Origin of the sequence: Auritidibacter ignavus (assembly GCF_003703835.1) — a bacterium.
Taxonomy (GTDB): Bacteria; Actinomycetota; Actinomycetes; order Actinomycetales; family Micrococcaceae; genus Auritidibacter; species Auritidibacter ignavus.
This window is the reverse complement of record NZ_RDQR01000035.1, coordinates 1-6,748: the sequence shown is the minus strand read 5'-3', so window position 1 is coordinate 6,748 and position 6,748 is coordinate 1. Positions and strand designations below refer to the sequence as shown.

Genomic DNA, 6,748 nt, shown 5'->3' with positions numbered 1-6,748 from the left:
CCAGTGGAAGCACAAAACTGATCTAAAATCGCTGACTTCTCCGCCTTGGACCCCGTGCGATAATCCCTACGTAATTGCTTGGTGACTTCAATCCGAGCACTCATCGAGACAATGTCCTTATCCATGCGTTCACACTATGGCTTCGCGCTCACGATACGTGAGGCACGACCTGAGCTACGCGCTCAATATGAATAAGGTACGTCGTATGGTTGAGGGCGGTCTCAGGAAGCCATAGCCTACAGACCAGATCCTGCTCTGAGGGTGCTCGCAGTTGTGCCTGAGCTACTTACCAGGGCAGACCGTTGCCGGCGTAGGCCTTAGGCGCAACATGACGGGTACGCGAGTCGTAAGTGACGAGGGTGAAGACGTGGGGTCGAGAGAACACTTTCAACTTGTCACTCCACGGGAGCGAGTTTCATTGCGCACCTGCAATATTGATATGCGCGTCGGAGAGGCATGGCATACCTCGGCTGCTTGCCTTTGTCGCCGGTTGCAACATAGATGCGAGGTTCGGAAGTCACATGCCTGACTTATACCATTCGACGGCGATCTGTACCCGATCGCGGAGTTCCAGTTTTGCCAAGATTCGGCTAACATTTCGGCGGATCGATGCCGGCTGAAGAACGAGCTTCTGCGCTATTTCAGCATTTGAAAGGCCATCCGCGATTAAACGTGCAATATCGAATTCGCGAGGGCTTAGCTGTGCGAACTGCGCTTGCCGGGCGCGCTTCTCGCCAGCGGAAGAAGCCCTAAGTACGCCACGTTCGAGGACTTGGCGCGTGATACGTGGAGTCAAGATCGCGTCCCCCTGCGACACAGACTGCAACGCCGTGGCAAGCTGGGGCGCTCGAACATCCTTGAGTAGAAAGCCCGAAGCGCCTGCGGCGAGTGCTCCGAACGCATAGTCATCCTCGTCGTAAGTCGTCAGCACGAGGACTTTTACGCTGGGATAACTGATCGTGATGCGTCTGGTTGCCTCGATGCCGTCCATAACTGGCATCCGGACATCCATGAGTATGACGTTGGGGAGGGGGTCGCAGCTGCGATAGCGTGAATCCAGCACCTGAATTGCTTGCTGGCCATCGGAGGCCTCCGCTATCACGTCGACCGTTCCCGTCTTCGCCAGCATCAAGGAGAATCCTGTGCGAGCGAGCCGCTGATCGTCAACAAGCATGACCTTCAACGTCCGGTGGTGCACTGCGGTCAAAGTTGAATCCGTCATGGGTGGCCGACCTCCTTATCGGGAACTAGAACGTCGGACACTAGTACCCAGTCCGCACCGTCTTCGTAGCCAGAGGATAGAGAACCCCCAGTTTGCTCCACCTGTCGTTGCAACCTCCGGAGTCCGGTCCCGGGCGCGTACTGGGAGCCGGCGCTCGGCGGTAGCGACCGCTCAACTCCGTCGTTCCTCACAGTGATGCGTGTCGCTTTTTCTGAATGGTCCCATGACACGGTCACGCGCTTGAGACAAGCGGCATGGCGGATGGCGTTGGTCAGACTTTCTCGGGTAATCGAAAAACACAAATGCGAATGTTCCCGGTGTTCCTGACGCCGGCCGGTTTCTGTAAATATGACAGTCACGCCGAGGGACCGTACGTGGTCAAGGATAGGTACTATGTCGTCCCAGTGACGGTACCGAGACCGACTCTCACCGTTTCCTGCATCGACGGTGGCTCCCGTCTCAATAAGTGCGACGTCGGGGCCTTCGGATACGTGAGCAGCCGCCGAAAGCCGATGTACTGCGCGACGGGTATCTTCCAGGCTTTCGCGCGCTACCTGATTGATGCCGTCCAATGCCTCGTCGAACTGGGCGTCGCCGGTCACGCCGCTTAGTCCTTCAGCCAACGCGGCGATGGTGGTTAAACCATGGCCGACACTATCATGCAGTTCTTCCGCAATGCGTGCCCATACGATGGCCTCATCTCTTTCGTACTCGAAGTGTTGAGCCTGGGCCAGCGCAGTGCGAACCCTTCTACTTGAGCTACGCCACGCACGGACGCTGCGGGTCGCAATTCCAACCGCAGCGAAGGCGGCCGCAGTGATGAGTTGGCCCACGAATTCGGCAGCGAAGGTTCCCGGACGAGCGACTATGAGAGAGCTGGCGGCCATCGCGACGAGGACGGTCAGAATCCCAGTTGTGACACCCCACGCCAAAGACCTGGTGATGCAGCTAAACAGAGCGAACAACAGGGGGAAAACAAAATAGTTCTCCATTCCGAGAGCCGAGCCCACAACATGTAAGACACACTCAACCCCCAGCACTGTTAGTGGAGCACGAGATGAGGCTATCAGGACAGCAGCGGAGCCAATGACCGCCACGGCGAGCAATACCGCGCCATACCAGACGCCGCTAAGGTGGAAGGCGGTACCGTCCGTGGGCGTACCGACGAACAGGAGGCGCGCAATAAAGAAAGTCTGGTAGCTGGAACAGATGATCACGCCTGCGATGAGGCCAGCAGATGGCCTGCCGGGAGGCACTGCCGACTGCGACAGCCAGTCGCCGAGCACCTGCCAGTAGCGTGCGGCCGTCTCCTTTACTGGATTCTGGCGCTGCTCGTAAGGCACTTGCGGTGCTCCCTCATAGTTGGTCTGGCCACACATACTTCGCGAGCTCGCCGGACGGCAGTGCGGCAAGCGTAAACAAAACGGTACCGACTACAATCAGCAAAATCCAGACAATCGGAGACAACAGGCACCCCGTCCAAGCTGCGGCAGCGGCCCCGCTCTTCCAATGGTTGTCACTCGTTCTCAATGCCCAGGCGAGCAGGACACCGGGAAGACAGAGGAGCATCCCCAGCATAAGTGAGACGAGGACCCCAGAGCTGTCTGAGTCATCCGGAGCTACCTCAGTTGGCGAGTAGTGTGACTTCGGTGCGCCCATCATGTCAAGCCCTCCTTAGGCTATCCGCGGGACTACGGCGCAACCATGGAGCCAATTGCGCCCATTGAACCAGGAATAGTGCAAGCCAGCATACAAATGCTGCGGCGATAAAATGGAGAAAGGGGATTGAGAGCATCGAGGTTCCAGCGATTAGGGTGGACCTAGCCACCAAGACGGTGCTCGTGATGAGTACCGGGATCAGCGCGATGATGATTGTGCTCACTGTCAGCTGGAAAGTTTGCCATACCAGGAGAGCCAGGACTTGATGTGGCGTGAGACCTGCTGTCCTCAAGGTGCCTTGTTCCAATACGGAATCTCGTCCTGAAAGGCAGATAACTGCGATGCTGGTCAACAAAGCGGCAAGGCCAAATAGGCCGGTCATCAGTACTGTGTCTGTGTAGTTGGGATTCGTGAGGGCAAACCCTTCGGCCGCCATCGTATTTTGGTAGGAACGCAGTGTGGTGAACATAACGACGCCTAGGCCCACTGCGGCACCGAGAGGAGCGATCATGTTCGCGTTGAATCCCGCTCGGGCGTTCGCTTGCTTAACGGCCACCTGTGCGATCGCTGAGCCCGGAATCGGCCGAAGCAATATTCGGATGCCACCCAGCACGATGGGGATGACTTCGGAGCCTAGGACGAAGGCCCCAAACGCCGCCACGAGCCCCGCCATGATCGCTGAGTTGACCATATTGCCGGCTTCAACACCGACATCAGCATTCTGGGGCATGAGTGAGCTACTGAAGGCGAGGAAGACCGCGACAAGCAGCACGATCAAACCTACTATCCATCTGAGCACCCTGCGCCGTCCTGCGACCGCGGACACGCCACGTATTGCCTCGACAGGCTTTACCTTCGAAGCTCGTCTAGCTGGCACGACTGCTCCAGCTAGGCAGGTGACGACTCCAATGAGGAACGACATGATCGTGGCCACGACAGAGGGAAAGAAGGGCGGCGCGCTGAAGTTGCCGGTTCCGTCTGGGAAACTTTCGGCTGCCATCTCGTTGAATAGCGGAACAGCCGCTGTGCTCAAAAAGGCCCCAAGCACCGCTCCCGGCACAGCTCCTATGACGCTCGATAGCCCCAGAAGAAGCCAAAGCCCGCCACGCACCTGACGAGGGCTGGCTCCGGCTAGACGCCACTGGGAGAAGGTCTGACGAGTGCGTTCTACGGTAGCGGCACCAACCACCGTGAGTGTAAAGACGGCCACAACAGCAATCAGGATGTAGATGGTAACCGATACTATTGAAAACTCACTTGGATCGAGTTTCGCATTCGCGGCAGCGGCTTGAAAGGGACTGCTGTTCGTCCAGATGAACTGATTAATGCAAGCCCCGATGAGAGCAGTCACTATAGCCACGACAACTATAGTTGGAATCCAGTTCTTAGCATCACTGGCAAAAATTTTCCAAATATAACGTGTCATGACGTCGCACTTCCCCGATGCTCCAGATTGCTTCCCCATTCGCCTCGAAGAACGGATGATATTTCATTTGGGCTGATTTGATCCGAAGAGATATTCGTTACGGTTCCGTCGTGCATGAACACGACTCTGTCTGCGAGTGCAGCAGCATCGACGTCATGCGTAACCATAACGATCGTCGCGCCTTGGGAAGCCAAGTCTCGGAGCGACTGCAGGACCAGTGCCGAGTTTCTTGAGTCAAGAGCACCAGTCGGCTCGTCTGCGAAAATGACTGCCGGCGATAGTATGATCGAACGACAGAGCGCAACCCGCTGTTGCTCGCCACCTGAAAGTAGACTTGCCCGAGCTTTCCGTTTCTCAAGCAATCCAAACGTCTCCATCGTATGGGTTAGGAAACCATGGTCCACTTTCCTGCGGGCCATAGTCGAGGGTAGCGTAATGTTTTCTTCGACGGTTAAGTACGGGATCAGATTGTATTGTTGGAATACGAATCCAACGTTCTCCCTCAGGAATTTTGCTCTCGCTTCGCTCCGCAGGTTATAGATGTCGGTTTGCCCCACAAGGATCTGCCCTGTGTCTGGCTGGTCGAGTCCGCTCAGGCAGTATAGGAGTGAGGTTTTTCCGGCGCCGCTCGGTCCGACTATGGACGTCAGACCTCTCTGCGGGATTCTTACCGAGCAGTCTCGCAGAATCCTAGTGTTCCCGGCTGCAAGGTTCACAGACCTCGCCTGCACGGCGGCAGCCTCTGTTGTTGCGTACATTGTGAGTGAGCACCCTTTCTCTGACATCTGGCAGTACATGGCCTACTGTGTACAACTTCCCAAGCTTCGTCTCGTCTCGCCACCGTCACACGTAGATTGACACCTGGTGATGACAGTTGCAGCGACTGCCGCGGCCTCCGGATCGCTGCATGCGTAGCTGTGGCCACCAGTCGCCGAGCGCCACGTCGTGCTCGGCGGGGCCGGTGCGGGAGTAGCCGGTGCACTGACTAGGGCGTGTCTCCCAATGGCCGCTCCCAGATGAGGATGGCGCAAAGAGTTGTGCCACCGCGGTAGGTGATCGCGCGCTTGTCGAAGTGAGTGGCGATACCGCGCCATTGAGTGGCCAGGGCGAGGAACCGCTCGATCACGTTCCGTCCACGGCGGGCGTCGATGCCGGGAGAGTGACCGCCATAACTGCCCCTGCACTTCCTGGCAGCGCTCTGGTCTCGCCCGTCTGGAGACGGCCGTGATGCCGCGGCGGCGCAGCTCATTGCGGATGACACCGCTCGCCCCGGCGCGGTCGGCGGTCACAGCGTCCGGGCGAGTGCGTGGGCGACCCGAGCCGAAGGACGTAACTCTCGGTGGGTATCATCGTTGCGCTGCCCGCCAGTGAGGACCATTGCCAACGGTCAGTCGCGCCCATAGATGGCCTGGTGGATCTTCGTGCTCAGCCCATCAGGTGAGCGGCCCATGCCGTGACCGGGTGGTTCAATCTCCCGCCGCGGCGGGTTCTTGTGATTCGATCTCGCTCTCTGTGTCCTGCGCAGGGCGGGTGGTATTCGTTGCGGGTCGATGGGCCTGCGCGATCGTCGCATCGATCGACACGGCCCAGTCGCTCTTCCCCGCAGAATTGGCCCCGGCAAGGCTCCACGTCAGCACTTGGTTCCAGGTGCCGTCACCGGCGTACCGGCGATGCCGCTTCCACGCCGTTTGTCACGGCGCAAACTGCTGGTAAGGCAGATCCCGTCATGGAATCCCGGTCCGGAACCGGTACGCGACGTTCTCCATGATCCGCGCCGTTCATCGCCGAACGGATGACCGCGGCGGTCCGCGTCCGAGGGCAGCAGCGGTTCGATGCGCTCCCACTACTGCTCGTCCGTGATCACTCGATACCGTGGACCTGCTGGCCTCACCCAGCCAGAGCATCCTGCGCACCTCACCGCAAATATGGGAGATACGCCCCAGAGGTGTCTTGCTCCGCTATCGCGTGACCCCGGCAAGCGTTGGGCAGCGCACGCGGTCCTCGTTTTGTCTGACTAAGGGAGGGCTGCCGCGCAAGGTGAACGACCATGTTATGTGCCCAACCCAGAGGCCGGGAGCTCCCTCAGGCCGTGATCGCCGTGATAGGCGCATCGAGCATAGGGACACCCGTTACATTTGTTTATAGGTCCTTCTAGGATATTTCTTAGGTCTAACCAAGGACCTGGTCGCTGGCTCTGGTATGGCTGTGTTGCCCTGTCATTTCATGGTCCGGGGGTGTTGCCGCCAGAGGTCCAGGACGCGCGTTGACTTCTCATAGGGATGCGGCCCAAGCAGTGTGTTGAGGTCTGTTCGTAACGTGGGTGCAAGCATCGGGTGTCATGATCACAGCGGCCTTGCTACCAGCAGTGAGGAAGACTGCCATGACAACAACCTACGATGTGATCCTGGGGCTAGACGTTGGTAAAAGCGCACAATACGGAT

General features: G+C 58.3%; 4 protein-coding genes and 1 pseudogene. All 5 read right to left on the bottom strand.

What is annotated here, in order from left to right:
• Positions 1 to 517: 517 nt before the first annotated feature.
• The 5 genes and pseudogenes from DYI20_RS11875 to DYI20_RS11850 all read right to left on the bottom strand — a co-directional run bounded on the left by DYI20_RS11875 (position 518) and on the right by DYI20_RS11850 (position 6,141).
• On the bottom strand, positions 518 to 1,222 hold the full coding sequence (locus tag DYI20_RS11875) for a response regulator (RefSeq protein ID WP_110111053.1): 705 nt from the start codon (positions 1,220 to 1,222) through the stop codon (positions 518 to 520).
• Entirely contained in the window at positions 1,219 to 2,565 is a 1,347-nt protein-coding gene (locus DYI20_RS11870; RefSeq protein WP_158278512.1) for a histidine kinase, read from the bottom strand. The genes DYI20_RS11875 and DYI20_RS11870 overlap by 4 nt, the downstream gene beginning before the upstream one ends.
• A gap of 320 nt (positions 2,566 to 2,885) precedes the next feature.
• Positions 2,886 to 4,307 (bottom strand): FtsX-like permease family protein, encoded by a 1,422-nt coding sequence (locus tag DYI20_RS11860; RefSeq protein WP_166769823.1) that lies wholly within the window; start codon positions 4,305 to 4,307, stop codon positions 2,886 to 2,888.
• Positions 4,304 to 5,065, bottom strand: coding sequence for an ABC transporter ATP-binding protein (locus DYI20_RS11855; RefSeq protein WP_233242945.1), 762 nt, complete (start codon positions 5,063 to 5,065; stop codon positions 4,304 to 4,306). The genes DYI20_RS11860 and DYI20_RS11855 overlap by 4 nt, the downstream gene beginning before the upstream one ends.
• A gap of 227 nt (positions 5,066 to 5,292) precedes the next feature.
• A pseudogene (locus DYI20_RS11850) lies at positions 5,293 to 6,141 on the bottom strand (IS5 family transposase).
• Positions 6,142 to 6,748: the final 607 nt, after the last annotated feature.